The organism is Trinickia sp., assembly GCF_051953405.1.
In the GTDB taxonomy this organism is placed as follows: domain Bacteria; phylum Pseudomonadota; class Gammaproteobacteria; order Burkholderiales; family Burkholderiaceae; genus Trinickia.
The window spans coordinates 1-26,019 of sequence record NZ_JBQCIV010000136.1; the positions used below are offsets into that span (position 1 = coordinate 1).

At 58.9% G+C, this 26,019-nt stretch carries 17 protein-coding genes and 2 pseudogenes; 9 read left to right on the plus strand and 10 right to left on the minus strand.

The annotated features are described in order from the left end of the window. Nucleotides 1-118 precede the first annotated feature (118 nt). The 6 genes and pseudogenes from ACTHN9_RS24625 to ACTHN9_RS24650 all read right to left on the minus strand — a co-directional run. Nucleotides 119-1,084 (minus strand): annotated as a pseudogene (locus tag ACTHN9_RS24625) (type VI immunity family protein); the annotation flags it as partial. 10 nt (nucleotides 1,085-1,094) lie between these two features. After that, nucleotides 1,095-1,844, minus strand: coding sequence for a VRR-NUC domain-containing protein (locus ACTHN9_RS24630; RefSeq protein WP_440539433.1), 750 nt, complete (start codon nucleotides 1,842-1,844; stop codon nucleotides 1,095-1,097). Beyond that, a pseudogene (locus tag ACTHN9_RS24635) lies at nucleotides 1,841-2,367 on the minus strand (PAAR domain-containing protein). The gene ACTHN9_RS24630 and the pseudogene ACTHN9_RS24635 overlap by 4 nt, the downstream one beginning before the upstream one ends. 101 nt (nucleotides 2,368-2,468) lie before the next feature. After that, nucleotides 2,469-3,986 carry a tyrosine-type recombinase/integrase gene (locus ACTHN9_RS24640; protein WP_440539434.1) on the minus strand — a complete coding sequence of 506 codons (1,518 nt, stop codon included), beginning with the start codon at nucleotides 3,984-3,986 and terminating at the stop codon, nucleotides 2,469-2,471. Between the two features lie 15 nt (nucleotides 3,987-4,001). Continuing rightward, a complete protein-coding gene (locus ACTHN9_RS24645; protein ID WP_440539435.1) occupies nucleotides 4,002-5,360 on the minus strand; it encodes a tyrosine-type recombinase/integrase in 1,359 nt (452 codons plus the stop codon). 428 nt (nucleotides 5,361-5,788) lie between these two features. After that, the gene (locus ACTHN9_RS24650; RefSeq protein ID WP_440539436.1) at nucleotides 5,789-6,088 is read right to left on the minus strand and encodes a hypothetical protein; all 300 of its coding nucleotides are present in this window, start codon (nucleotides 6,086-6,088) and stop codon (nucleotides 5,789-5,791) included. A 306-nt stretch (nucleotides 6,089-6,394) separates the two neighbouring features. Here ACTHN9_RS24650 and ACTHN9_RS24655 point away from each other — a divergent pair, with 306 nt between their 5' ends. The 5 genes from ACTHN9_RS24655 (at nucleotide 6,395) to ACTHN9_RS24675 (ending at nucleotide 14,856) form a co-directional block, all read left to right on the plus strand. Further along, nucleotides 6,395-7,462: a helix-turn-helix domain-containing protein gene (locus tag ACTHN9_RS24655; protein ID WP_440539437.1), complete on the plus strand. Its 1,068-nt coding sequence runs from the start codon at nucleotides 6,395-6,397 to the stop codon at nucleotides 7,460-7,462. Beyond that, the gene (locus ACTHN9_RS24660; protein ID WP_440539438.1) at nucleotides 7,443-7,946 is read left to right on the plus strand and encodes a DUF3368 domain-containing protein; all 504 of its coding nucleotides are present in this window, start codon (nucleotides 7,443-7,445) and stop codon (nucleotides 7,944-7,946) included. Before ACTHN9_RS24655 ends, ACTHN9_RS24660 begins: the two co-directional genes overlap by 20 nt. A gap of 192 nt (nucleotides 7,947-8,138) precedes the next feature. Beyond that, nucleotides 8,139-10,379, plus strand: coding sequence for a type I restriction-modification system subunit M (locus ACTHN9_RS24665; protein ID WP_440539439.1), 2,241 nt, complete (start codon nucleotides 8,139-8,141; stop codon nucleotides 10,377-10,379). Further along, nucleotides 10,376-11,788, plus strand: a complete 1,413-nt coding sequence (locus ACTHN9_RS24670) for a restriction endonuclease subunit S (RefSeq protein ID WP_440539440.1) — start codon at nucleotides 10,376-10,378, stop codon at nucleotides 11,786-11,788. Before ACTHN9_RS24665 ends, ACTHN9_RS24670 begins: the two co-directional genes overlap by 4 nt. A gap of 35 nt (nucleotides 11,789-11,823) precedes the next feature. Continuing rightward, a complete protein-coding gene (locus ACTHN9_RS24675; RefSeq protein ID WP_440539441.1) occupies nucleotides 11,824-14,856 on the plus strand; it encodes a type I restriction endonuclease subunit R in 3,033 nt (1,010 codons plus the stop codon). An 86-nt stretch (nucleotides 14,857-14,942) separates the two neighbouring features. Here the strand turns inward: ACTHN9_RS24675 and ACTHN9_RS24680 are convergent, their stop codons facing one another. Then, on the minus strand, nucleotides 14,943-15,884 hold the full coding sequence (locus ACTHN9_RS24680; RefSeq protein ID WP_440539442.1) for a restriction endonuclease: 942 nt from the start codon (nucleotides 15,882-15,884) through the stop codon (nucleotides 14,943-14,945). Between the two features lie 347 nt (nucleotides 15,885-16,231). On the opposite strand from ACTHN9_RS24680, the gene ACTHN9_RS24685 reads away from it, so the two are divergent. After that, a complete protein-coding gene (locus tag ACTHN9_RS24685) occupies nucleotides 16,232-18,178 on the plus strand; it encodes a potassium transporter Kup (RefSeq protein ID WP_440539443.1) in 1,947 nt (648 codons plus the stop codon). A 91-nt stretch (nucleotides 18,179-18,269) separates the two neighbouring features. On the opposite strand, the gene ACTHN9_RS24690 is transcribed toward ACTHN9_RS24685, so the two are convergent. Next, nucleotides 18,270-19,820 (minus strand): DHA2 family efflux MFS transporter permease subunit, encoded by a 1,551-nt coding sequence (locus ACTHN9_RS24690; protein WP_440539444.1) that lies wholly within the window; start codon nucleotides 19,818-19,820, stop codon nucleotides 18,270-18,272. A gap of 477 nt (nucleotides 19,821-20,297) precedes the next feature. Between ACTHN9_RS24690 and ACTHN9_RS24695 the strand changes: the two genes are divergently transcribed. Then, nucleotides 20,298-20,951 carry a 5-formyltetrahydrofolate cyclo-ligase gene (locus ACTHN9_RS24695; protein ID WP_440539445.1) on the plus strand — a complete coding sequence of 218 codons (654 nt, stop codon included), beginning with the start codon at nucleotides 20,298-20,300 and terminating at the stop codon, nucleotides 20,949-20,951. Nucleotides 20,952-21,080: 129 nt separating this feature from the next. On the opposite strand, the gene ACTHN9_RS24700 is transcribed toward ACTHN9_RS24695, so the two are convergent. Beyond that, nucleotides 21,081-23,183, minus strand: coding sequence for an SPFH domain-containing protein (locus tag ACTHN9_RS24700; RefSeq protein ID WP_440539446.1), 2,103 nt, complete (start codon nucleotides 23,181-23,183; stop codon nucleotides 21,081-21,083). A gap of 407 nt (nucleotides 23,184-23,590) precedes the next feature. Between ACTHN9_RS24700 and ACTHN9_RS24705 the strand changes: the two genes are divergently transcribed. Together ACTHN9_RS24705 and ACTHN9_RS24710 are read left to right on the plus strand one after the other, a co-directional pair. Next, on the plus strand, nucleotides 23,591-23,860 hold the full coding sequence (locus ACTHN9_RS24705; RefSeq protein ID WP_440539447.1) for a MoaD/ThiS family protein: 270 nt from the start codon (nucleotides 23,591-23,593) through the stop codon (nucleotides 23,858-23,860). Nucleotides 23,861-23,903: 43 nt separating this feature from the next. Further along, entirely contained in the window at nucleotides 23,904-25,058 is a 1,155-nt protein-coding gene (locus ACTHN9_RS24710) for a WD40/YVTN/BNR-like repeat-containing protein (RefSeq protein ID WP_440539448.1), read from the plus strand. 61 nt (nucleotides 25,059-25,119) lie between these two features. On the opposite strand, the gene ACTHN9_RS24715 is transcribed toward ACTHN9_RS24710, so the two are convergent. After that, the gene (locus tag ACTHN9_RS24715) at nucleotides 25,120-26,004 is read right to left on the minus strand and encodes a LysR family transcriptional regulator (protein WP_440539449.1); all 885 of its coding nucleotides are present in this window, start codon (nucleotides 26,002-26,004) and stop codon (nucleotides 25,120-25,122) included. Between the last annotated feature and the right edge of the window lie 15 nt (nucleotides 26,005-26,019).

A 26,019-nucleotide genomic window follows, 5' to 3' on the forward strand; every position in this document is an offset into this window, starting at 1 on the left:
AATGGGGTGATTCGGAATGCCTTTGCGTGAAGTTCTCTTCGGTGCTTCTGTTGACACTGTGGTCCCCGCTACTCCGTTTGGTGGGGCCTACTCTGGCAACATTCATTCACACCGTCGAGACGGTACCGACGACACGCTTACTGATGGGACGCAGCGCCGCGTCGAGCAGCACGTACGCCGGCGGTGGCAGCGGAGGCTTCCCCGGCCCGGCGGACACACTGGCTTGCGGTGCAACGCCTGCTTGGACAATCAAGCCACCATCGCCCAACGGCTGGCGTACGTACCAGTCCGGCGGCAGTGTGAGCGAGTCGGTTCCTCCGGCGGCGCGCACGAGGTCCGCGTCCAGCGCGACGATCCAGTCCACCGTTTTGATCGCCCCTTCCAGCATTACGGTGCTGTAACCCATGGGGTCGCCGACGTCGATGCCCGGCCCGTAGCGACGGGCGTAAAAGTATTCGCTCGCCTCGTTCGCGTTAAGCTCCATTGGCGGAAGATTCACGCCGTAGCCGGCGTGCCCATGAACGATGGGCAGTGCTTCGCACATCGCTACGAAAAATGCCTGGAACTTGCCCGGGCGCTGTTCCAGGAACGCTCGAGGAACGGTGAAAACGAGGGTATCGAGTCCGCGGTTATGCGTCGCCTTCCATTCTCCGAGCGCAAACACGGAAAACTCGTAAAACCCGGTCGCAAGTTTGTGGTCGGCGCTGGTCATCGTCGCGACAAGCGATGTATCTCCAGGCGTTGATGTCGCTAGACGCTCGAACCCCGGGGCCTTCTCGTATGCCATCGGCTGCTTTCCCTCCGTGTAAAACCATTGGAGGGGACCTTCTTTCGAGGGCTTTTGACCCGTCGCGACTTCAAGGGCATGGTGATACTCGTCCACCATCGCGGCGTACTGCTCAAAGCATTGCACCAACGCTTTCCGGACAGCCGGTGTGTACCCGTTCCGGAAATACAGGACCCCGCGCACAACGAGCGCGGCGCCTGTGATGCCCTTTCTGTACGCGGGCTCAAACAGCCCGAATGGGAGTGTGTCCGCGCGGCGAGGATCTTTCGCCCATGCTGCGATTTCTTCATCCGTCATGACAACGTGCTCACGGGAAAACGGGAAGGGGAGGCATCGGCGGAAGCGGCGGCGGTCCGCCGCCCATCGACGTGCTGCTGCCGCCGCCAAAGAGATCTTCGAGATCGGATTGTTTGGAGGCTTTCGACTGCGAGGATTTCGAGGTCTCAGTGTCCTCCTTTTCCTCCCCGCACTTGCATTCCGCCGGACCAATCCGCTCAAACTTGTTCGGCCCGCCTGCAATCCGAATGTAGTCCACCCGCTGCTCACGACTAAAATCGTCGGGTGGAAACTTCATTTCCACGCACATTTTAATGTTTGACTGAACGGGTGGCTGATCGGGGTCGTTGACGACGATGACGTCTGGCCGACGAATCAAACCTTGCCCCGCCAACTTCTTGTACTCGGCGTAGCCGCCGGGCCAGTACTTGTTGAGCCAGTTGGGAAGGAATGGATGCGGCTGGAGAGGGTCTTGGGAACTCATGATCGGCGTTGGCACATCGGGACGCATGTCGTAGGCGACTTCGGGACGGTACACCGTTCGCTGGCCGGTGGTGACCTGCGAAACCATGTCTTGGTAGTTCAGCCGTTGCATGACGCATCGTTGGCGCTGGATCTTGCCATCGACCGAGGCCACGCCGATCCTTTTGCAGTTGCAAACGGTATCGCACAAGACTGCTCGGTCTTTTGGCGACAGCCCGCTCTGTAGACCGACCTGCGTGGTCCGACCGTCACCGGAGGCGGTGCCGCCCGTCGAGTAGCCGGAGCCGCAACCACTCATTCTGCGCTCTCGCTCCCCGGGTGGCTGAACATCAGCGACGAACCCTCGTCCCCCTCGAGCCATTCGGTGAACCCGTTCGCGTCCGTCTTCCCCTGCAAGGTGCGTCCGTCCGACGATTTGATGGTGTAGGGGTGACCGGCGACCGGCCGGCGGGTGACGTCGTCGAGCACCTGGAATCTGCCCCGATGGGGCGTTTGCGCGTTGGTATCCGACACAACGCTCTTTCCACCGCCGACAGCACCACCGGGACCGGACGTCGGCTCGGCGGTCGTGTTGTTCTGCGATGCGATAAGCGCGGCGCCGCAAGCGGTCGTGTCCCCTTCGGACGCGACGGGGCGACCGTCGAACGTCACGCCGAGATTTTTGATCCCGACGATCGGGTAAATCCCGCCGCACTTAGGGCATGACACCTTGTCGCCCAGGAGCGCGAGGGGGACACCGTCCGCTTGTTCTCTGGCGAACAGGCCAGCACGCGGCCGCCGTGGGATGTCGTATCGCCTTCGCGGATGAATGCAAAACCCATAATCTGTGCCCTCTCATTTTTTAGTCGGAGGAATGTAGCACAGCGGGATTTCACAGAACTACCCTGTCAATGTTTGCAGTTTTCACGGAAGGGATTCAAGACTAAGGACGAGCCCGTCTGGCCGTGGGTGCAAAGCGACGGATGCGTCGACTGCGATGTGCGGCCGTCAGCGTCCGAGCGAAAAGGCGCAGCACCTTTGCCATCAACAAAAACGAATTTGATGTTAGTTCACCGCTCGCCAAATCATTCCTGAAGTTTGCGCTCCTGATAAACGGGCGAAGCATATGTCGGTTCTCGGTCCATAGAGCGTGACGATGTGCGCTGCGAGCGCTGGGCGTATGATCGCGTGCGGCATTCGTAGCCACTCCTTCCTTTAACTGATCCAGGTAGTCTGCCCACGACTGCATCATGACGACACGGTCGTCGAGGAATTTAGTCCGGTTGTAGGCGGTCCCCAGATTGTCGGGAACCCTGTGTGCCAGTTGGAGCTCGATGACCTCGGCCGGAAACCGCAGGCGCTCATGCAAAATCGTTCGTGCCATAGCGCGGAAGCCGTGGCCGGTGATCTCGGTCTTCGTGTCAAAGCCGAGCCGTTGCAACGCCGCATTTATCGCGGCTCCGCTCATCGGCTTCCTGCGGTCGCGCCCGGGAAATACGAACTGCCAGCGTCCAGTAAGTGCGTGCAGTTCCTTCAGTATTTCGATCGCTTGATCGGCCAACGGAACAAGGTGTTCGGTCTTCGTCTTGGAAATGGTGTAGCGCCATTCTCTCCGGTCGAAGTCGACCTGTGACCATTCTGCCTGTCGTAGCTCGCCCGGGCGAACGAACAGCATCGGTGCTAGCCGCAGTGCCGCGCCCACGACGAACGTGCCGGCGAAACCGTCTAAGGCGCGCAGCATTTCCCCAACTTTGCTTGGGTCCGTCAGGGATGCAAAGTGCGTGTGCCTATTAGGCCGCAATGCGCCGCGTAAATCGGAGGTAACGTCACGTAAGGCGCGTCCAGTTGCTACAGCGTAGCGGAAGACCTGCCCGCACGTCTGATGGAGGCGGTGCGCGGTGTCATTCGCACCACGCGCCTCGGCCCGGCGCAACACGTCGAGCACTTCAGGTGCGGATATTTCCGAAATTGGGCGCGCGCCCAACACCGGGAATGCGTCTTTCTTGAGCCGCCCGATGATTTTGTCTCGGTGGCTGGCAGACCATACGGGGGTTTGCCGCTCCAACCACTCTAACGCGACGACCCTGAACGTATTCGCGGTGCTAAGTTTGGAGAGTCGTTTCTTTTCTTTCTTGGCCTGGCTCGGATCGATGCCGTCCGCGAGCATGGCGCGCGCTTCGTCTCGCCTCCTACGGGCGTGGGCGAGTGTCACGTCAGGATAGACGCCGAGTGCGAGCCTCTTCTCTCGGGCGTTGAACCGGTATTTGAGCCGCCAGTATTTTCCACCTGACGGCGAGATCTCGAGATACATTCCGCGGCCATCCGAGATTCGGTACGTCTTTTCTCGCGGTACCGCCCGGCGAACTTCGAAGTCGGTAAGAGGCATGAGGTACCTCCGTCTGTGCTGGACACCACGAAACTGCTCGACGGTGCCTCGCGCGATGTGACCGGGGCATTGCATCCCCCGATCATTGCTTCATGGTTCAAACTTGATCTTCGCTTGTTCAAGCATCCAAGCTTCAATTTTGTCGTGCCACGTACGTAACAGGTCGAGAGGGCGACGCCGGTAGTGTTTCTCAGCGATCGCGGATGGCTTATGCCCCTGGATTTGTGCGACGACACCTACCGGAACCTCGACCCACTCGGACAACGTTCCGAATGATCGGCGCAGACCATGCAGTGAAATGTGCGGCAGCCCAGTCGGCCCTAGCGCTCGGTTGTGCGCGTGACGCGGTTCAGCAATTTTCCCGTCTGCTGCAGTCTTGCTGGTGAAGACCCACTCGGACGGCTCCCACTGTTCGCCCCTTTGAGAGAGGCGGGCGGCTTGGCGCTTATTTGGGGGCATCTCGTTGAGACGTTGGAGAATCCGCAATAGGCTCGCCAAGTATGGAGTGAGCGGGATAGTTCGGCCGCCGGTGCCTTCAACCTTGTCGTTCATAGTCAAGCTTCGCCAGCGGAAGTCCACGTCTTCCCAACGCAGTGCTGCTAGCTCTTCTCGACGGGCGCCGGTAATCAAGAGGCCTTGGAGATACGCGCTGATCACCGGATTGGCGATGCCACGTACCGCGCTGAACCAGACCGACAATTGCTCGCGCTGAAGACAGTCATCCTTCGCGGCGCTACGAGGGAGAATTCCTTTGACCTTTGGTGAAGCATAGGCTTCGTGCGGGATGATGCTTGCATACGTCTCGTGAGTGTCACACCACCGGATGAACGCCTTGAAGAGACCGAACGCATGACCGGCATTCGTCGGCCCGCGAGGTATTTCGGCCTCGAGCCACTCGGACATGGATGCCGCGGTGATCTCGGTCAACTTGCGCGCCATGAGCGGAGCCAATGGGCCACGCACTTTTTCTTTGCCGCCGCGTTGTGCAATCCCACCGCCGGGCGACGAGAGGTTGATATGGTCGAGGATGTATCGCTCAGACCGAGGCTTCTTTGTTTTCGGGGAAATTTTCGTCCGAAGGTGTTCAAGATACTGTTCCCATGCTTCGCCGACTGTTACGTCCTGGCGCTTCTTGGCGGCCTGCCGTGCTTCGTGCGCCGCCTTCTGTTCGGCCTCACGCTCCCGTGGATCGACGCCTTCGTCTATGAGCGTCTGGAGACTTCTCGCTCGCTCCTGCGCTTGATCGATGGTCCAGCTTCGTGGATCGCCAATGGTGATCCGCACTGTCGCGCCGTGAATTTTCCCTTGGAAGATGTACGCCTTGGCGCCTCCAGTAGTGGCGCGCAAACCAAGCCCCGGGGTCTTGCTGTCCCATAGGAACGACTGCGACTTACCTTCGCTGCAGCGATGCCCTTCTACGCGAGCTGCCGTGAAATTTACCTTGGCCATCCAGCAACCTCATTCTTGGGTCTGCGATTCCGTGTAACCGCTGTGTAACCCGATTATGCGGCAGTGGAGGGATGTGGATCAACATCAATCGCGGGATGGATTGCGGATAGTCCTTCAAATACAATGACTTGATGAGGGCGATCAAAGTCAATCTATCTCAAGAAATGTCGACTTGTTCGTATTCGCAATGCGAAGGTCGGGAGTTCGATCCTCCTCCGCTCCACCAACGGGATTCGAAAGGGCTACAGGAAGGTTTTTCCTGTAGCCCTTTTTCCTTGTGGGGGCCACGACTCGTTCGTTTTCGCAGGTAGGCTGCCCCGCCTGCCTCAGCCTCCGAAACGCAGGTCATCGCACTCGGCTTCCCCGTGGTGAATCCGTCACGGAACTCCCCGAGGCGGAATGCGCCGCGAAGCGATCCGCTCTTCACCTCAATATTCCCCCGGCAACAGAATCGTGGTCGCGGAGCGATCCGATTCGGTGATTAGCCATACCGTCAGCGCCCCCGATAAGACGTAGCAGGACACGATGCGCCGATCGGTAGCTACGGAGCGTTCGTTCTGCTGGCGATCTGCCTCTGACAGGTCTCCCCAATCGCCGCGGACGTGTCGGCCCACCAGATCGTCGATGGAGATTCCGGTTCCCATTAGGGCATCGACAACAGCCGGGGTGGCGAAGATGCGGCCCGACGCAAAGCGAGGAAGCGGACGGGCGGTCGAAGCGAGACTCATGGTGGTTTTCTCCCAGGCGTGGTTAGCGCGGATTCCGACGGAGCCGGAAGCAAAGCCGTGGAGATGTTCTCGCGTAGCGGTCGGCGCGACCATTGACCGAACGGTCAGCGAAAAGGAGATGCGCTGCGCTTGCGTGGTGGAATTGTGTTGCGACTGTATTGCCCCGGCGCTGCTGGGGACCGCGCCTACACGGTTCCGGTTCGCCGCAGGGCGGCAGCGGCTTGAGTTAATGGTGGTTGAGGTTTACAATTGAGCTAATGTTTTGTGTTTTTGTAAACTCTTGCTGCGACCTCAACGAGGACAACCATGTTCAGCGTTCGACTTCACCGGGCCCGTAAGGCAGCTGGACTATCCCTGCGCGATCTGGGCGAACGCGTCGGCGTTTCCCATGCAGCCGTTAAGAAGTACGAGGACGGCCTCGCTATGCCGTCCAGTGACGTTCTGCTGGGGCTATCGCGGGCGCTCAAGGTGCGTTCCGAATATTTCTTTCGCCCGGAACCCGTTGCGCTCGAGCGAATTGAATACCGCAAGCACAGCTCGTTGCCGAAGAAGCGGCTAGAAGCGATTACGCATGAAGTGATCGATCAAATCGAACGCCGCATCGAGCTGGAAAATCTCTTCCCTCAGTCGCCGGTGAAGGCTTTTGCTCCGGTTGATGGTTTGCCGGCGTGCATCGCCGCGTTGGAGCAGATCGAGGAAGTTGCCGAGCGTGTCCGCAATGCGTGGAACCTGGGCTTTCATCCGATTCCCGATCTAATCGACGCTCTCGAAACCAACGGTATCCGAGTTTTCATGATCGATGCGGACGGCGAGAACAAGTTCGATGGCCTTGCGGCGCGCGTGAATGGCATGCCGATTGTCGTCGTGGGTGGGCATTGGCCAGGGGATCGCCAGCGCTTCACGCTTGCGCATGAACTTGGCCATTTGATGCTCGAGGGCCGTTTGCCGGCGGATATAGACGAGGAATTGGCTTGTAACCGTTTTGCAGGTGCTTTCCTGTTTCCGCGTGCTTCGGTACTTCAGGAGCTTGGACAGTTTCGAAATGCAATCGAACTGAAGGAACTCGGGCTACTGAAGGAGGAGTTCGGCCTATCGATGGGGGGGATCCTCTACCGCGCCCGCGATCTCGGCGTCATATCGCCCGCCTACCGTGACGAGCAGGCCAAGCTTTTTCGCCTTAAGGGCTGGTATCAAAAGGAACCGGGGCGCGAGTTCCCACCGGAAAAGGCGCATCTGTTCGAGCAGTTGGTGTTTCACGCCCTGGCAGAGGAATACATCGGCGAATCGAAGGCCGCAGAACTCATGAATCTGTCTCTCGTGCAGTTCCGGCGTGTCCGCTCGATGGAGGGCGGCGATGCTGCTGTTGATCAGTGACGCGAACATTTTGATGGATGTGGAAGTGGGTGACCTCGTGGCGCCGATGTTCAGTCTCGGTTACCAGTTCGCGGTGCCCGACGTCCTGTATTACGAAGAGTTGGAGGAGCAGCACGCTCACTTGCTGGACATGGGTTTGCAACCTCGTTCGCTTTCGGCCAAGAGCGTTGAGCGGGTTCAGGCGTTGGCGCAGACGTATTCGAGACCGGGGCGTAATGACTTGTTCGCGCTCGCATTGGCGGAAGCCGAGGCATGCCCCTTGTTGACAGGCGATGCAGCGCTAAGGCAGGCCGCCGAGGCGGAGAAAGTCGAGGTTAAGGGTACGATTTGGCTCATCGGAGAGATGGTGAGGGAGCGACGCATCACGGTGGCGGTGGCCCGAGCTGCTCTGAATAAAATGCGTCTCAGAGGACGGCGATTGCCGTGGGACGCGGCTGAACGAATGCTCGTGGCGCTTGATATGGCGCGGCCCCAAGGGGCTTGAAGAGGGAGAATGGCGAGGTTAGTCGAAATGGCAACGGATGTGCGTGCAGCCGATGGCCTTGGTTAGGCGAATCGCCGGTACTTGCCGGATCGGAAACGGCGACATGAAATCAGTGTGAAACAGGCGAATCGCGCGTTCAGCGCGATAAAGAAATAGCAAACGACAAATATAGATCGTGTTTAGGAACCCCCCATGCAAAATGCAAACCACCAAAACCTAGTCGGATTCATCTGGAACATTGCCAATAAACTGCGCGGCCCGTACCGTCCGCCGCAGTACCGCCGCGTCATGTTGCCACTGATCGTTCTTCGTCGCTTCGACCTGGTGTTAGCCGAGAACAAGCAGAAGGTGCTGGACGAGAAGAAGCGTCTGGAAGCCAAGGGCATTACCGGCCATGCGTTGGAAAAAGCCCTCTCGCGTATCGCGGCTACGGGCCGCAAGCAGGAGCTATATAACATCAGCGGCTTTACATTTGAAAAGCTGTTGGGCGACGCGCCTAACATCGCGGGCAACCTGATTTCCTACATTCGCGGCTTCTCGCCACGTGCTCGGGACATTTTCGATAAGTTCGAATTTGAAACAGAAATCGCAAAGCTAGATGAAGCCAACCGCCTTTACCTGATCATCAAAGAGTTCTGCTCCGCGGACATCAACCTCTCACCCAGGGTCATCAGCAATTTACAGATGGGCTACCTGTTTGAGGAACTGGTGCGCAAGTTTAACGAGCAAGCCAACGAAGAGGCCGGGGACCACTTCACACCGCGGGAAGTTATTCGCCTCATGGTGCAACTGCTGTTTACCGGCGAGGACGGCATCTATGAGAAGGGCATCTACCGCAGCGTGTACGATCCAACTGCTGGCACGGGTGGCATGCTGTCCGAATCCGAAAAATTCATTTGTGGTGATGGCTTTACCACTGGGCTCAACCCAGACGCCAACATTGAACTGTTTGGCCAGGAATACAACCCGGAGTCTTATGCGATCTGTTGCTCTGACTTGCTGATCAAGGACGAGCCAATCAACAACCTGATTTACGGCGACACCCTCGGCATCAAGGACGCGAAAAACAAGACCAATGGCTTTGTGCCGCACGACGGACACCCGGACAAGAAATTCCACTACATGCTGGCCAACCCGCCGTTCGGCGTGGAGTGGAAGCCGGAAGAGGCCTTCGTGCGCGACGAATATGCAGATCAGGGCTTCTCTGGTCGCTTCGGCGCGGGGTTGCCCAGGATCAACGATGGCTCACTGCTCTTCCTGCAGCACATGATCTCGAAAATGCATCAGCCTCCCAAGTTGGTTGATGGAACGAACATGGGCGGTGACGGCTCGAAAATCGCCATTGTGTTTAACGGCTCTCCTCTGTTCACCGGCGATGCAGGATCAGGCGAGTCCAATATCCGTCGTTGGATTATTGAACGCGATATGCTCGATGCTGTCGTCGCTTTGCCGGATCAGATGTTCTATAACACGGGCATCTACACCTATGTCTGGATCGTGACCAATAAGAAACCGATCCATCGCCGAGGTACGGTGCAACTGATCGACGGCACGCGCCATTTCAAAAAGATGGACAAGAGCCTAGGTAATAAGCGCAACGAGCTTTCTGATGAGCACATCAAAGAATTGGTGCGCCTATACGCCGAGCACCGACATGACGCCGTGAGCGATGCGCTAGCGGACGGCAAGCCCGAATCACGTGTTTGCAGCAAAATCTTCGAGAACCGGGACTTCGGCTACCTCAAGATCACGGTGGAGCGCCCCCTGCGTATGAACTTTCAGGCGAGCGCGGAGCGGATCGCTAAGCTGAATGATCAGGCTGCGTTCGTCAACCTAGCCAATAGCAAGAAGCGCAAGAGTGAAGCGGCTTATGCGGCCGAGGTTGCAGAGGGTAAAGAGACCCAAGCTGCCATTAAATCGGCCTTGGAGGGTATCGATGATGAAATGCTGTATCGCAACCGCCCTGAGTTCGAAGCGGAGATCGAACGAGCCCTGAAGCACGCGGGTCTTAAGGTGGCCGCTGCGGTCAAGAAGGCGATTCTGACGGCCCTGTCGGAGCGAGATCCAGGCGCCGAAATATGCTTGGATGCCAAAGGCAGGCCGGAGCCCGATCCTGAGCTGCGGGATACGGAAATCGTTGGCCTACCACAAGATATCGACCTGCCGCTGCCGTTGGGCTACGACAACGAAACCGGGCACGACAAGCTGTTGGCTCTGGTACGAGACCACTGTGAAGACTACCTGCGGGCCGAAGTCCTGCCGCACGTTGCGGATGCCTGGATCGATCATAGCAAGACCAAGGTTGGCTACGAAATCCCGCTCACGCGGCATTTCTACGTCTATGAGCCGCCGCGTCCGCTCGATGTGATAGCGGGCGAAATCAGTCAGTTGGAAAAAGAGATCATGGCCATGCTCAGTGAGGTGGTGCGATGAGTCAACATCCTGCTTACCCGGAATATCAATTTACAGGATGCGATTGGTTTCCGGAAATCCCGTCACATTGGAAAATTGATCGGGCAAAATGGGCCATCTCTTCTTGTCAAAACGGTGTTTGGGGAACCGATCCGGATGGTGAGGACGACCTGGTTTGTGTTCGTGTTGCCGATTTCGATCGCCAGGCTCTACGTGTCTCCGCAGAAAAAGTTACGCTCCGGAGCATCGCAGAAAGAGAGAGCGCTGGCCGCTTGCTGCAAGCAGGCGATCTGCTGCTCGAAAAATCCGGGGGTGGTGAAAATCAATTGGTCGGGGCTGTTGTTGAATTCAATCAATCGTTTTCCGCTGTTACTTCAAATTTTGTTGCGAGATTGGCCGTTCGTGATGATGTAAACTCTCGTTTTCTCGTGTATGTGCATTCGCATCTGTATTCAGGGCGGGTCAATTTTAGATCAATTAAGCAAACGACAGGGATTCAAAATTTGGATGCCCGAGCGTATCTTGATGAGTTGATTGTATATCCACCACTCTGTGAGCAAGACGCCATTGCTCGATTTCTTGATTTCAAAACGGCGCAAATCGATGCGCTGATCGCCAAGAAGAATGCGTTGCTAGCCAAGCTGGCAGAGAAGCGTATGGCGCTCATCAGCCATGTCGTCACCAAGGGGCTTGATCCGGCGACGCCGTTGGAAGAATCGGGGGTTGGCTGGTTGGGCGCGATTCCTGTCGGCTGGACCACAAAGCGTATCCGATTCCTATTAACCATGAGCGGAGGGGTGACGCCAAGTACAGGTAACGCGGCGTACTGGGGCGGCGACATTCCGTGGATCACACCGAAAGATATGAAGCATGAGGCACTGTCAGGATCGATAGATACACTGACCGATGAGGCTATTAACGAAACAGGAATTACCCTACACCCATCAGGCCGGGTTTTGATTGTTGTCAGAGGAATGATCTTGGCGCATACTTTCCCTGTGGCTACGAATCTTGTGTCCGCAACAGTGAATCAAGATATGAAGGTTTTGAATACAGATATGAATAATCAATATTTGGCGTTGTTGCTGAAAGGGATTCAGCCGATCATTCTGAGTCTTGTGGAGGAGTCGGCGCATGGCACGAAGGTGCTGCGCACAGATGTTTTCAAAAATATCTATCTTCCTGTTCCCCCGGATAATGTTCAGGCGGAAATTGTAGGCCAAGTGCATCGTTGGCTGGCGGGGCTAGATGCTCAAGTTCGCAGTGTTGAATCAGTAATTGATCGTCTTCGAGAGTATCGTTCGGCGATAATAAGTAACGCTGTTACTGGAAAAATAGATGTTCGTGACTTTTTATTTCCTATGTCAAAAGACGTTAAGGGCGCGAGACGGGAGTGTCGGGATAGCCGAACCACTGAAGCGATTAACTGAACGGCCGAATGCCACGCATTGAGAGGGCGAGAAAAGTGCACAAAGAAATCGACTTCGAAAACGGCATGGAGGACGCGCTCGTCAGTATTGGCGGCTACGAGCAACGTGACTCGAACGGCTACGATCTGGAAACCGCGTTGTTCCCGGCTGATGTAGTCGCCTTTGTACAAAAAACGCAACCCAAAATCTGGAGCCGCCTGACTCAACTGGATGCCGCCAAAGCATCCGCCATGCTGCTGGACAGCTTGGTGAAGGAGCTTGCTGCCAAGGGGGCGCTCGCGATTTTGCGTGAGGGTTTCAAGTGCGTGGGCAAGACGGTGCGGCTGGCTTACTTCGCGCCGAACACCGGGTTGGACCCGACAAGTACCGAACGGTACGGCGACAACCGCCTGATCATCGTACGACAGGTGAAGACGAAGAGCGGAGCCATCCCCGACGTAGTCTTGGCCATAAATGGATTGCCGATAGCGACGCTGGAGCTAAAGAACCCGATGTCGGCGACGCGCTGGAACGTGGAGCACGCTAAACACCAGTACAAGTTCGAGCGAGATCCGAAGGAGTTGTTGTTCGCCTTCAAGCAGCGCTGCCTTGTGCACTTCGCGGTGGATACCGAGCAGGTCGCAATGACCACCAAGCTGGAGGGCAAGGACACCGTTTTCCTGCCGTTCAACCTCGGGCACAACCACGGGGCAGGTAATCCACCCGCGGCGGGTGATGTACGCACCACCTACCTTTGGAATAAGGTGCTAACCCGCGACAGTTTGATGGACATCCTGGCGCGCTTTATCCATTTGAATGTCGAGGAGAAGACTGTCGTCACCGAGAAGGGCATCAAGCGCCACCGCAAGGAGACAATGATTTTCCCGCGCTACCATCAACTCGATGCGGTGCGCGCGCTGACCGATCACGCCCAAGTACACGGTTCGGGTCACAACTACCTCATCCAGCATTCCGCCGGATCAGGGAAATCAAACTCGATCGCTTGGCTTGCGCACCGACTGTCGAGTCTGCACGACGCTAACAACGAAAAGATCTTTCATTCCGTGGTGGTGATTACCGATCGGCGCGTGCTAGACCAGCAATTGCAAAACACCATCTTCCAGTTCGAGCATAAGCTGGGCGTTGTGCAGAAGATCGATGAAAATACGCAACAATTGGCCAAGGCGTTGGCCAATGGCGTGCCGATCATCATCTCGACCATTCAGAAATTTCCGTTTATCACCCAGGCCATCCGAACAATGGAAGCCAACGGCAGGGGTGTCGCCATCTCGACCGCAGGCAAGCGCTTCGCCGTGATTGTGGATGAGGCCCACAGTTCACAAAGTGGCGAAACCGCCATGGAGCTACGCAAGATTTTGAACAAGGACGGCATCGAATCTGCCATCGCCGAGCAGTTGCTCGACATAGACGACGACGCTTTGAGCGACGAAGCAAAGAAGGAACTATTGCGCGAACAACTCAAGCGTGCCAAGCAGCCGAACTTGAGCTTCTTCGCCTTTACCGCAACACCAAAGTTCAAGACGCTGGCTGTCTTCAATGAACCGGGCCCCGATGGCAAAGCGCCGTTCCACCAGTACAGCATGCGCCAGGCCATTGAAGAAGGATTCATCCTTGATGTATTGGCGCACTACACCTGCTACAAGCGCTATTACCGGTTGATCCAGACGGCGGAGGCAGATCCCGAAGTGCCACGCCGGAAAGCTGCACGCGCTCTTGCTCGATTCGTTGAGTTTCACGACTACGAGATTGCCCAGAAGGTCGAGGTGATTGTCGAACATTTTCGCACTCATACCCGGCATAAGATCGGCGGACGAGCCAAAGCTATGGTCGTGACGGGTTCGCGTGAGCACGCCGTGCGATACAAGCTCGGGTTCGACAAGTACCTCAAGGATAAGGGTTATACCGACGTGAAATCGTTGGTCGCGTTTTCGGGCGAGATTACGCTTAAGGAGTTCGCCGACAAAAAATTCACCGAAGTAAGCATGAACAACGGCATCAAAGAATCCGAGCTACCGGAAAAGTTCAACACTGAGGAGTATCAGGTTCTGCTTGTGGCCGAGAAATACCAGACTGGCTTTGACCAGCCGCTGTTGCACAGCATGTACGTCGACAAGCGTCTCGCTGGAATTCAGGCCGTGCAGACCCTGTCACGCTTGAACCGCACTACCCGCGGCAAGAACGACACCTTCGTACTCGACTTCGTCAACGAGCCTGGCGACATCCACACTGCGTTCAAGCCATACTACGAGGCGACGGATAAAGGGGACGACACTGATCCGCAGCAACTCAATACGCTGGAGCATTTGCTGGCAGGATGGAAGGTATTCACGCGTGAGGAAGTCGATGCCTGGTGCGAAATATGGTTCCGTAATCGCCTAAACCCGACGGGCGGCGAACATAAGAAGCTAAATGGCCTGCTTGACTTGGCGGTCGAGCGTTTCGCACAATTGGAAGAAGAGGATCAAAACCTCTTCAAAGGGCAACTGGTCAGCTTTCGCAATCTCTACGCCTTTGTCTCGCAAATCGTGCCGTACCAGGACTCGGATCACGAGAAGCTATACACCTACGCTCGCTTCCTCCTGACTAAGCTGCCGCGCACGACGGACAACCAGACAGTCCAAGTCGACGATGAGGTTGAGCTTAAGTATTACCGGCTACAGAAGATCAGCGAGGGGGGCATCGACTTGAAAGCCGGTGAGGCTGACGAGTTGGGAGGGCCGACCGAGGTCGGTACCGGCCAAGCTGACGAAGAGGTTCAGCTTTCGACGTTGGTGGGCAGGCTCAATGAGCGCTTCGGCACAGAGTTCACCCCTGCGGATCAACTCTTTTTTGATCAGGTTCGTGAGACGGCCGTCGCCAATGAGCATTTGCGACATGCGGTCATGGCCAACAGCATCGAAAACTTCGAGCCTGTGTTCAACAAACAGCTCGAAAACCTGTTCATTGAGCGTATGGACGGCAACGAAGAAATCTTCATACGCCTGATGAACGATGAGGCGTTCAGGAATATCGCTGCCAGTCACCTCATGCGAGCCGTGTATAGTCAGATCAAGTCCGCTGGCGGCTGATCTGGCATCGGGTGCGTTGACAGCCCTGCAGCAATGCCCGGAAGCGCGAACTACGGTCCGCGCCCCATGAGGTTTCGATGTCTCGGCTACAGTGCATCACCTTCGAAGTAGTCGGAGTCGATCTTCTTGATATAAAAAGTGCTAACGGCCGAAACGCCGACATTGTGGTCCACCATCAACTGCACGAGTTGTTCCCCATCGACGAGGATGATCTTTGACGCAATGATGCCGGCGTATTCCTTCGCTTCCCGAGTGAACGAGGAGGTCGTAATAAAGACCCCCTTGTTGGCTCGTTGTCCCTGCAGCGCCCCGGCGAACTTCTGAATTTCAGGCCGGCCGACAGGTCCTTCCCACTTTTTTGCTTGCACGTAGATAACGTCCAGGCCCAGCTTGTCTTCCTTGATAGTGCCGTCGATTCCGCCGTCCCCGCTGCGCCCAATGACGCTCCCCGCGTCCTGCCGTGATCCGCCGTACCCCATCGCCACCAATAGGTCGATAACCAACCTTTCGAAGAAGCCAGGCGTAGAAGCCTTAACTTGATCCAGCAACTCGGTCTCCAGCCCATTCCGCAGCCGCTGGTACGCTTGCGCGAAGGACTCTTCCGGCGTTGCTTCATCGACCTCGCATAAAGGCAGCGCTCCCGGCGGCGAAGTCGAAACCTCACCGGCTTGTCCCTCATTGTTTCTCTTTCGCCGAAATGCGATGAACTCCGGATATTGCTCAAGAGTACCGTTGTCGATTCGGGCGGGGTGTTGCGCAAGTAAGGCGTTACCACGCTCGGTGATGTTGAAGTAGCCTCGCTTCCGCGATTCGACAACGCCAGCTTGTTTCAGGTACGTTCGCGCCCACCCCACCCTATTGTCGAATACCGGTGCTGTGCCACTCGGGAGAAGCGTGTTCCGCTCTTCGTCGGTAAGCTCACATTCGTCGGCGAGCGTATCGACAACGCTGCGAAATCGATGTTCTTGTCCGTCGCCGACAGCACGCAATACGGGGAGCATCAGGGTTTGGTAGTCCGGGATCGGCATGGCTCTGGTTGACGGTTCGAGACGACACCTGTCATGCTACCTGAGCGTGGACAAAATCTCACCTCGCGTGGCCAATCTGAAAAAATCTCGGCAGCGGCAGCTGTATCCAGGTACCGGGGGCGTTTCGTCCAAGTGGCGCAGACGTCCAGTCTCATATCGTGCCTGATAAATACCATAGGCCGAACGCAAACATTGCCCACTAACCCCGCGCCCCCAAATCCCAAACACCCCCAACCCCAAGCTTCTTTCCTCTACCATGGCACGCGTGCGCGACGCGCCATTCCACGCGCCGGCCTAGCCCGCACCACCGCAACGCTCGCGTCGACGAGGCCCTGCTCGAAATCGCAATGGCAAAGATCGCCCCGCTCATGAATACGAACATGAACATCACACACGCCCCGCGAACAGCAACCGATCCCCGACAAACCCTAGCGCTATCGCTCGCTGCGCTAGGTATTGTCTTCGGCGACCTAGGCACGAGCCCCTTGTACGCGCTACAGGCGTCGTTCAGCGGCGCACTCGGCGTGGCCCCGACGCCCGCCAACGTAATCGGCGTCGTCTCGCTCTTCATATGGTCGCTAATCCTAATGGTCAGCATCAAATACGTGCTTGTGCTGATGCAGGCAGACAACCGCGGCGAGGGCGGACTGTTAGCGCTATTGGCACTGTTGGTAGGCGAGCGCAGCGGGCGCGTCACCCGGCCGGGCGCCTTGCGCTGGGTGTTCTTGGCGATATTCGGCACAGCGATGCTCTACGGCGACGGCATCATCACCCCCGCCATTTCGGTGTTGAGCGCGATCGAGGGGATCGAGGTGGCGACGCCCGCTTTTGCGCACTACACCGTGCCGATCACCGTGGCCATCCTAGTCGTGCTGTTTGCGGTGCAGTCCCTGGGCTCCGGCCGCGTAGGTGTCGCCTTCGGCCCGATTCTCGCCGTGTGGTTTGTAGCGATCTTCACGCTCGGCCTCACGTCGCTCGTCAAAACGCCGGCCATCTTAGCTGCGTTCAACCCGATCAACGGTATCGCATTCTTCGCTCACAACGGCTTCAAAGGTTTCGTCGCGCTGGGCGCCGTGGTGCTATGTCTCACCGGCGGGGAGGCGCTTTACGCCGATATGGGGCACTTCGGTGCGCGGCCGATTCGCCTCGCTTGGTACGGCTTGGCATTGCCGGCCCTGGCTGTCAACTACCTCGGGCAAGGCGCATTGATTCTGCGCGATGCGCATGCGGCGGCCCGCCCGTTCTACACGGGCGTGCCTTCCTGGGGCCTGTATCCGATGGTGGTTCTGGCCACGTTGGCAACGATCGTTGCATCGCAGGCCTTGATTTCCGCCGTGTTCTCGCTGACGCGGCAGGCGGCGCAATTGGGTCTTTCTCCTCGCGTGGCGGTCAAGCACACATCGTCCAGCACAGCCGGACAGATTTATTTACCCGGTCTGAACTGGGTACTGATGGCCGGTACCATCGCCGTGGTGCTGGGGTTCCGTACCTCGGACAGCCTCGCATCGGCTTTCGGGATCGCGGTTTCGACGACGATGGCGATCACCACCATGCTGTACGCCGCCTATGCGCGTGTGCGTCTCATGTGGCCGCTGTGGCGAATCGCGTTGGTCGCCGGGGTGTTCATGATCGTCGACCTGGCTTTCGTCGGGGCGAACGCCATGAAGTTTGCGGACGGCGGTTGGCTGCCCCTCACCATCGGCGGTATCACCTTCTTGATGTCGACGTCCTGGCTCCTTGGGCTGCGCGCCTTGCAACGCGCACGCAAGGACTCGGGCCTGCCGCTGGGCATGTTTATCTCGAGCATTGCCGCCGCGCCTCCACACCGCGTGAGCGGCACGGGCGTGTTTCTGATGGCGGCGGGAAACTCGGTGCCGATCACCTTGTTGCATCATCTGAAGCACAACCAGGTGCTCCACGAGCAGGTGGTTCTGCTGACGTTGCTGACCGAGGAAATCCCGCGCGTCGCTCCCGCGGAGCGATTCAAGGTGGAGCGTCTCGATCAGGGTTTTGTACGGATCGTGGGGCGCTATGGGTACATGGAGATGCTCGATGTGCCGCAACTGCTCGAGCAAGCTTTGCCGAGTGCGAACTGTCCCTGCTATGACGCGATGATGACCACGTTCTACCTGGGGCGCGAGTCGCTCGCGGTGCAGACGAAGCAGGGCCCCCTACGGCATATCCTCTTGAGTCTTTTTACCCGGCTGCGGAAGAACGAGTTGGACGCGACCGCGCATCTGGGCTTGCCGCCGAATCGCGTGGTCGAGATGGGGGCGCGGCTCGATCTCGTCTAGGAATGAGGCGACACCCGTAGACATTGGTGCGATACCGACCAAGTGGCGCCGCGGCCTAAACGATGCACGTCTCGATCGTTTTCTCGCACGCCTATTCACCGACGAAATGCGCCTCTATCTTCATCGGTTTCGTCAGCCACACGAGCGCGACGAGCGAAACGAACATCACCGACGACATCCAAAAGATATCGGTCACGCCCATCGTGCTCGCCTGCACCGTAATCAAGCGCTCGATCATGGCGTACGCGCCGCCTTCGCTCATGCCTTGGCCGGTGAGCAGGTGGTCGAATTGATTGAATGCCGGGACATACGGCCCGGTATGTTCAGCAAGGCGCGCATGATGCAGCACGGTGCGGTTGTCCCAAAGCGTGGAGACGATGGAAGTGGCGAGTCCGCTGGACATCGTCCGCACGAATATGAATAGCCCCGCAGCCGAAGCGACCTTCTCCGGGCGCAATCCGGAGAGGATGATGGAGTTCATCGGGGTAAAAAACATCGCCATCGCGGCCCCCTGTATCAGCGTCGGGATCGCCAGCGAGAAGGTGTCGACTTCGGCTGTGTACTCCGCCCGCAGATAAAACACGAGCGCGAACAACAACAACCCGCAACTCGCGAAAAGGCGCGCTTCAATCTTGGGCAGCAGATGCCCCACGATAGGCGTGAGTACCACCGCGGTCACGCCCACCGGCGCCATCACTCTGCCGGCTTCGGTGGCGGTGTAGCCGAGCTGGATCTGCAACCACAATGGAAACACCACTAGGTTCGCGAAGAACAGCGAGAACCCGATGGAGAGCGCAATTACGCCGCTCGTGAAATTGCGTCCTTTAAACACGGATAGATCGACAACCGGATGCGCTTCGAACAGTTCCCACACGAGGAAGTAGGCGAAGCTGACGAGAGCCACCAGTCCTAGCACGATGATGACGGGCGAGCTAAACCAATCGAGTTCCTTGCCTTTGTCGAGCATCACCTGCAGCGAGCCTACCCACAACGCAAGCAGCACGAGGCCGACACCGTCGATGGGCAACTTGCGGGTGGCCGACGTGCGATGGCGGTAAATCCACCACGTGGCCCAGGCAGAGCCGATTCCAATCGGGATGTTGACGTAGAAAATCCAAGGCCAGCTATAGTTGTCCGATATCCAACCGCCAAGCAGCGGCCCGGTAATCGGTGCGACCAGCGTGGTCATCCCCCAGAAGGCGAGCGCCATGCCGATGCGCGCGCGTGGATAACTCGGCAGTAACAGTGCTTGCGACAACGGCACGATCGGTCCCGCCGCCACGCCTTGCAGCACGCGGGCCGCGATCAGCAATTCGAGGTTCGGCGCTAAGCCGCACAGCCAAGAGGCCACCACGAACAGTAGAGTCGAGCCGACGAACAATTGGACTTGACCGAAGCGCGTGGTCAGCCACCCCGTCAGAGGGATCGCAATAGCATTGGCGACCGTGAACGAGGTAATGACCCAGGTGCCTTGCTGCGGCGATACCCCAAGTTGGCCGGAGATCGTCCGAATGGACACGTTGGCCACGGAGGAGTCGAGGATGATCATGAACACCGCAATCGACAGTGCCAGCGTCCCGAAAAGCAACGTCGCGCCTTCGAGTGGCGGATGATCGGATTGGATGAAGGAGGGGCCGGCCATGCTCAGCGCCGCCCGGCAGTGCCGGTTATTTCAATGAGTTTTTTCACCCGTCTTCCGGCCGTTACTATTTTTAGTTTTTCCAAAATCAAAACGACATCTATGCCATTCCGGCCGCGTGGCCCCTCTCTCCGGGAGTAAGACCAAATCAGACTGCGCAGGCTACACGTGTTCAAAATCGTCGTAAAGTGCGTCGATTACCGATTGCTAGCATTGCCATGAATTGCATGGAAGCGCTAAACCTCGAGAAAGTGGCGCAACAAGCAAACTGAAAACGTTTCCTGTTGAAGAAGGGCGAACGGGTGCTCAGTGCACGTGCGCAGATGCGGCTTGGCGTCCTCAACCCACGAATCCGAATTCGGCTTTACAATCCACCCCCCCGCGTCAATTGTCCGACAGGCCGTTCGGACGACGCGCGGCATCACGCAAACCGCCCGTCATTCGAGCGGTTTTCCGATAACGACATTGCCAGCAGCATCTATGAAAAGAAGACAATTTCTCGCCCTTTCGATCGTGTCCGCCTCCGGCCTCGTAGCCGGGTGCAACGGCGGCGTCGGTCCCATTACCGACAAATGGCTCGCGGATGGGCAATACGAAGAAACGCTAAAGGCGTTTCTGATTACGCAAGACGGCAAGAAACTGGTCGTCCTCGGCCAGCGCTATCACTACATCTTCGATCTGCCGCCCGCGCTGTACAAGGTCATGACCTCGTCGTATCGCCCGAAGCTGCACACGGAGTTCATCGATTTCGTCGCGCAGGGCGACAAGATCTCGGGCCGCTATAAGTTGGAACTCGAGCACAAAGACGCACCGCCCAACAGCGATGTCCGCACCCAAGCATTGGCCGACGGCTTCAAGGACGACGAGGACTTCACGGAATCCGGGACGATCAGCGGGACACGCTACATGCCGAGACCGCTCGACGGCGCGACAATCCCTCAGGCGTTCAATGCGGCATACGAGGTGCACGTGACGGAAAAACCGACGCCGGCCGGCAAAGCCGTGAAGCTGGCGCTGTCTCCGATCACCGTCGCGGCGGATGGCGGCCTCTATTTGGTCGCGGCGGCGGGTGTGATCGCCATCGCGCCGATCGCGCTCGTCTTTGTGATTTTGATCATGAAGCACTATTCGTAGCGCAGGAGCGGGGCCGGAGCGAGCCGGCGCTTGCAGGCCGCTCGCTCGACGCACGCCGATATCGACATGGACCGTGAGTGAGGTCCGTCGCTCGATACGGCGTGCCGTCGCTAAGGACGCGACAGGGCGTTAAGCCGCGACGGGCGCGCTGTCTTCCTCGGCAGCCTGCCCGCCTGGTGCCGCTTGAATCGGCGCGTCGTCGGGCAGCCGCACGGCGGCCCCCACCCGCGCGTGATCGGCAATGGCCTCATCCAGCGCCAGCGTCGCCTTGGCGCGGTCCGTCTCCGACAAATTCGGCAGCTTCATCGCGAGCACCGCGTTGATCGTCTGCAGGAGGCCATTGAATCCATCGGCCCCATCCCCGCCGGCGATCAGCGTTTGCGGCACGATCGGCAACCGGCCTTTCTCGACCGCGTGAGCAAACTGCGAAGCGACCGTCGATATCAAGCCATACTCGACACCCCCGGCGGCTTTCATCTTAGCCGCCGTCGCTGCCGCTTCGCCGCGCCCGATCGACGCGAGCCGATCGCCTTCGCCCGCGCCCTCGATACTCGCTGCTTCGGATTTCGCCGCAGCCAGCAGCTTGATCTTAGCGGCCTCCTTCTGTGCGGTGCTCACGGAAGCGGCCCCTTCGTTCTCGGCCACTTGAATGCTGATCCGCGATTGCGTCAACGCCGCCTGCGCCTCGGCCGCGGCCTGCGCGTCGTTCAGTTCGCGTTGTTTCTCGGCCGCCGATTTCTGCGCCTCGAACGTCGCCAACTGCTCGGTCGCGATCTGCCGTTCGCGCAACTGATCGAGAATCGGCTCGATGCTTTGCCCCGTCGGCGTATACATCATCACGTCCACCAGCTCGAGATCGTAGTTGGCGAAGCGCTCGGCCATCACAGTCTTCGCTTGATCCTGAACGGCCTTGCGTTCCTGAATGAGTTCGATGACGGTCTTCGTTTGCGCGACGTCCTTGAACCAGCTCGAAACGAACGGATCGATCGTTTCGTTCACTAAGTGCCCGAGATCGCCAAAGCGCTGCACGACACGCGGGGCCTTCGTAGGATCAATGTGCAGCACACAACTGACGGGCAGTGTCGGCTCGAACGCATCCTTGGTAATGAGCGACACTTCCTTCAGGTTCGCATCGAGTTGGTGGGCAGAGGTCGTTCCTTCCCGCCATACCAGCACGAAGTTAGTCGTTTGAATTTGCACGATGCGGCCGGCATACGGGTTCCACGCGTACTTACCCGGCGAGAGCGCCTTGTCGCGTACGCCCTTATAGCCTTCGCCAACCAGCGCGCCGTGCTTCGTCCGCGAAAACCCGCTGGACTCCGCATTGCCGTCGATGCCGTCTTCCGTCACGTCTTTCCCGACGAAGGAAATCACCACGCCCACCGAGCCGACAGGAATCACTTCTTTCGGATGGATCTCGACCGCGGCGAACAATCGGTTGATATAGAACGAGCCTTCGGTCAGCACTTGCAGTTGGCGGCCACGCTGGCCACCCGCGCGCAGAAATGCCTCCGGGTCCTGAAACGCATGGTGGTACCGCGACGTATCGGCCGGATCCGTGCCGACGATCGGTTGGACGAATTGATCCTTTGGCGGAATCGGCCCGTCGTTGATCACCACCACACCGATCACGTCGGTGTCGCCTTTGATAACGACCGGTTCGAACCCATTGATTTCCAGTAGCGCTTCCCGCTGCTTCTCGGCTTCGGCCGCTTCCTTGGCGTCGAGGCCGTGCGCATAAATGCGTTCCTTGGTCAGAATAATGAATTGCGCAAGGTTGATCGGATGCACGCCACCGCGCAGGATTTTGCGCTGCGGTCCTTTTTGTCCGCCGTTGGCGAGGAAGTGCGCCGCGTCTTCGAAGTTGTTCGCGACGTCGTTCGCGCCGAGCGTCTGCGACGGCAACAGCGTTTCGCCGCTGCGCGCATAGACATAGCCGATTTCGTTATTGGCGATGGAGGGAATCGGCGTGCGCCAGAGTCGATAGGCGAACGGCTTGAAGAAGTGATAGCCGCCGCGCAGCACCTGGGGCAGATAGCCCGCTTCGCCGTTTAGCGCAATGACGCCGCTTTTGAGCGAGCCGGCGGGGCTCCATAGGCGCTCGACAATGGCGATCTGATCGTTGCGGACGTAGGTGATCATGCGCGACGCTTTGATCAGCCATATGACGAGCACGACCGCAAGGAGATAGGCGAGTGCGCTCAGGTGGTCGGAGATGAACGCAAAGTTCATTTTGTTTTCCTTATTCGATTAAACGGCCATCCGGTCTCGAGTTGCCGGTCACGCGCGCAAACGCACGGTGCAACGCGCGCGATGCATCGGGGCGCGCTCCCGGCAACCGAATAGTGCGGGCCGAAGCGCGGCCAGTCGCCTCGATCCCGGCGACATTATCGTGTGAAACCCATTGGCGTTAAATGAAAATCGGAAGACGCGGCGCAATGCGCTTTCTGCGGAGCACCGCGGCCGCGCTGCAACCGAATCGGCGAGGGTCAAGGCATCGACTGTTCGCCTGCACGGAATAAATTGCATCGTTTCGCGCAAAACGGCGAATATGTTTCGCGGGAAACCCTACTCCAGCAAAATCCACCTTGTCGCCTTCGACTACACTTAAGACCTTCAGCCGAAACGCGCGACCTCACATGGCGCACTTATTTTTCGCCGCTTCGATCCAACGACACATCGCGATGCCCGAACGCGATGTCTGCGCCCATTCGGTGGACGAGGCGCTCTCCGTTGTATTCGCCGAAGAGCCGCGGCTACGCGGCTATATCCTCGACGACCAAGGCGGCCTGCGCCGGCATCTTTCCGTTTTTGTCGACGGCAGGCCGCTGCGCGATCGCCGCCGTCTTTCGGACCCGGTCGATACGGACAGTCGCATTTACGTCGTGCAGGCACTCTCGGGCGGCTGACGCCGCGCACGCAGCATCGCACCGATAACGATGGAGACATACCGTGAACGACGACCGTTTGATCGTGGGCACCCGTAAGGGGCTGTTCGTTTTCGAAGCGGACGATGCGGATCCGCGTCGCTGGAGGCAGACGGCGCTCCATTTCATCGGCGAACCTGTTACGTCGGCGCTCGCCGATCCGCGCGACGGCACGCTCTACGCCGCGCTCAATCTCGGCCACTTCGGTGTAAAGCTGCATCGCATGCGCGCCGGCGCGAGCGAATGGGAGCCTTGCGCCGCGCCGGTGTACCCGCCCCAGCCCGAGGCCGAAGCGGCGGCCGCTATCCCCGGTACCGCCGCTACCCCCGATCCGGCCGTCGCCGAGCCGGCACCCGAGCCTCTGTGGTCGCTCGAGCAGATCTGGACGCTCGAGCCCGGTGGGGCGGACGAACCCGGCACGCTATGGGCCGGCACGATTCCGGGCGGCCTGTTCCGCTCTGACGACCGCGGCGACACCTGGACATTGAATCGCTCGCTATGGGACCGCCCCGAGCGCCGCGAATGGGGCGGCGGGGGCTACGACCATGCGGGCATTCACTCGGTGCTCGTCGATCCGCGCGACAGCCGCCACGTGACGATCGCCGTTTCGTCGGGCGGTGTGTGGCAAACCTTCGACGCAGGGGCGAGCTGGCGCCCGACGTCGCGGGGCATGCAAGCCGATTACATGCCGCCCGAGCGGCGCGAGGAGGAAAACGCGCAGGATCCGCACCGCGTCGTTCAATGCATTGCCGCGCCGGACCAGCTTTGGACGCAGCATCATTGCGCGATCTTCCGTTCTGTCGACGGCGGCTTGCATTGGACGCGCATCGAGGCCCAACCGTCGAATTTCGGTTTCGCTGTGGCCGTTCATCCGAACGACCCCGATACGGCGTGGTTCGTGCCCGCCGTCAAGGACGCATGCCGGATTCCTGTGGATGGCCAATTTGTCGTGACGCGCACGCGCGACGGCGGACGAACGTTCGAACGCTTCTCCGAAGGTCTGCCATCTGCCCCTGCTTACGATCTGGTGTATCGACATGGGCTGGCCATCGATGCCACCGGCAACCGGCTCGCGATGGGGTCGACGACGGGCGGGCTTTGGACGTCGAACGACGGCGGCGAAAGCTGGCGCGAACTCTCGGCGCATCTTCCGCCGATCTATCACGTTAGTTTTGCTTGAGCCATAGGCGGTGTTCGGCGCCGCTTCGTCGAGGGCGATCTCGCTATCGATAGCACGACCGCTACCGCGCCTTCAGTCTCCATAACGCGTCGAGCACGTGCTGGGTCGCGCGTTCGACTTGCCCCGCTCGGTGGGCAATCCCGAGTTCGCGCCAGAGCGCCGGACGCAGCGGACGCATGGCGACGCGCTCGTCCGCGTGCGGGGCGCCCGCCTCGTGCGGCAGCAGCGTCGCGCCATAGCCCGCGGCGACGAGGCTCTTGATGGCGTCGTTGAAGTTCAGCTCGATCCTTGCCGTCGGACGGTGACCGCCGAGCGCGAACCATTCCGACGTGAGCCGCGATAGGCGCGTATTGGCATCGTTCAGAATCAACGGTTGCGCGGCGAGCCAGGCCGGCGTGACGCGTGCCGGCGCTTGCCAATCGGCGGGCAGGAAGGCAACAACCGGATCCCGACGCCACGGCCGGATCTCGAGGCCTGTTGCCGGCGCTTGAGGCAGCGCCACGAGCCCCACATCCAGCGTGCCTTGCGCGAGCCGTGAAAGCGTGTCCTGCGACGTGAGCACGGCGATCTGCACGTCGATATCGGGGTGAAGATCGCGCAGTTGCGCAATGGCTTGCGGCAGCAAATGGGCGATCGCACCGGTGGATGCGCCCAGCCGAACGCGCCCGGTCAATCCTTGCACTTGCCGGCTGACGTCTTCCAGCGTCGACTCCACTTCCGCCAGTAGGCGCCGCGCGCGGGCGATCAAGGCTTCTCCGATCGGCGACGGCCGCACGTTGCCGCGCGTGCGCGAGAGCAACGGCGCGCCGATCCGGCTCTCGAGTTCGGCGATATGAAGGCTGACGGTGGGCGGCGCGAGATGGAGCGACTGCGCCGCGGCCGCGAAGGACCCGCAATCGGCGATCGCCACGAGCGTGCGCAAACGGTCCAGGCTAATTTCTCGCATCGCCGCACTCCGATT

Bases quoted from the DNA above. Each gene is read 5' to 3' on its own strand.
- ACTHN9_RS24670 (WP_440539440.1), top strand. From the start codon at position 10,376: ATGAGTCAACATCCTGCTTACCCGGAATATCAATTTACAGGATGCGAT.
- ACTHN9_RS24700 (WP_440539446.1), bottom strand. From the start codon at position 23,183: ATGAACTTTGCGTTCATCTCCGACCACCTGAGCGCACTCGCCTATCTC.
- ACTHN9_RS24665 (WP_440539439.1), top strand. From the start codon at position 8,139: ATGCAAAATGCAAACCACCAAAACCTAGTCGGATTCATCTGGAACATT.
- ACTHN9_RS24650 (WP_440539436.1), bottom strand. From the start codon at position 6,088: ATGAGTCTCGCTTCGACCGCCCGTCCGCTTCCTCGCTTTGCGTCGGGC.
- ACTHN9_RS24680 (WP_440539442.1), bottom strand. From the start codon at position 15,884: ATGCCGATCCCGGACTACCAAACCCTGATGCTCCCCGTATTGCGTGCT.
- ACTHN9_RS24695 (WP_440539445.1), top strand. From the start codon at position 20,298: ATGAAAAGAAGACAATTTCTCGCCCTTTCGATCGTGTCCGCCTCCGGC.
- ACTHN9_RS24645 (WP_440539435.1), bottom strand. From the start codon at position 5,360: ATGGCCAAGGTAAATTTCACGGCAGCTCGCGTAGAAGGGCATCGCTGC.
- ACTHN9_RS24690 (WP_440539444.1), bottom strand. From the start codon at position 19,820: ATGGCCGGCCCCTCCTTCATCCAATCCGATCATCCGCCACTCGAAGGC.
- ACTHN9_RS24640 (WP_440539434.1), bottom strand. From the start codon at position 3,986: ATGCAATGCCCCGGTCACATCGCGCGAGGCACCGTCGAGCAGTTTCGT.
- ACTHN9_RS24705 (WP_440539447.1), top strand. From the start codon at position 23,591: ATGGCGCACTTATTTTTCGCCGCTTCGATCCAACGACACATCGCGATG.
- ACTHN9_RS24715 (WP_440539449.1), bottom strand. From the start codon at position 26,004: ATGCGAGAAATTAGCCTGGACCGTTTGCGCACGCTCGTGGCGATCGCC.
- ACTHN9_RS24655 (WP_440539437.1), top strand. From the start codon at position 6,395: ATGTTCAGCGTTCGACTTCACCGGGCCCGTAAGGCAGCTGGACTATCC.
- ACTHN9_RS24660 (WP_440539438.1), top strand. From the start codon at position 7,443: ATGCTGCTGTTGATCAGTGACGCGAACATTTTGATGGATGTGGAAGTG.
- ACTHN9_RS24685 (WP_440539443.1), top strand. From the start codon at position 16,232: ATGGCAAAGATCGCCCCGCTCATGAATACGAACATGAACATCACACAC.
- ACTHN9_RS24630 (WP_440539433.1), bottom strand. From the start codon at position 1,844: ATGAGTGGTTGCGGCTCCGGCTACTCGACGGGCGGCACCGCCTCCGGT.